This window comes from Brachybacterium sp. AOP42-C2-15, assembly GCF_052377065.1.
Classification (GTDB): Bacteria; Actinomycetota; Actinomycetes; order Actinomycetales; family Dermabacteraceae; genus Brachybacterium.
On the sequence record NZ_JBQSWK010000118.1, the window covers coordinates 1 to 621 of the forward strand.

At 64.4% G+C, this 621-nt stretch carries 1 protein-coding gene; it reads right to left on the reverse strand.

Annotated elements, in window-relative coordinates:
- A partial coding sequence (locus tag ACT3SQ_RS19295) for an IS30 family transposase (RefSeq protein ID WP_444601627.1) occupies nucleotides 1-621 on the reverse strand: 621 nt, incomplete at both ends.

A 621-nucleotide genomic window follows, 5' to 3' on the forward strand; every position in this document is an offset into this window, starting at 1 on the left:
CCACGGTGAGCGAGGATCGCAGAAGTAGACGTGGATGCCGAGGTCGTGGGCGAGTTGTTCGTGCTCTGACATCTCTCGACCTCGATCCCAAGTGATCGACCTCAACAGTGATTTCGGCATGCCGCGGAGGTTCTGGACGAGCGCGGCGCGGACGTCTGGGCCCTTGATGCCATCGAGCTTGACGAGGCGAACGATCCTGGTGGTGCGTTCCACGAGGGTTGCCACGGCGCTGGGGCGTCGCCCCATGACGAGGTCCCCTTCCCAATGCCCTACCTCGGTCCGGGTCTCGATCTGCTCTGGTCGATCATGGATAGAGACCATGTTCCGCAGCCGGCCCCGCCCGTGCCCGGTACGACGCGCTTTCCTCGAGGTGCGCATGCCGCGCCCCGACCGCAGATGCGTCTTCAGCGTCGAGGGGAGCGACAGGCGCGAGCTGATGTAGAGGGTCCGGTAGATAGCCTCGTGCGAGATCCGTACTCCCTGTGCTGAAGCCGGAGTCAGTCGGAGCCATGCCGCGATCTGCTGCGGCGACCAATCCGCCATCAGCTTCTCCTGCACGATGCTCCGCAGGTCATCGTGCGTTTCCAGCTTGCACGGCTTCGGACGCCTCGCGTTCTCCCA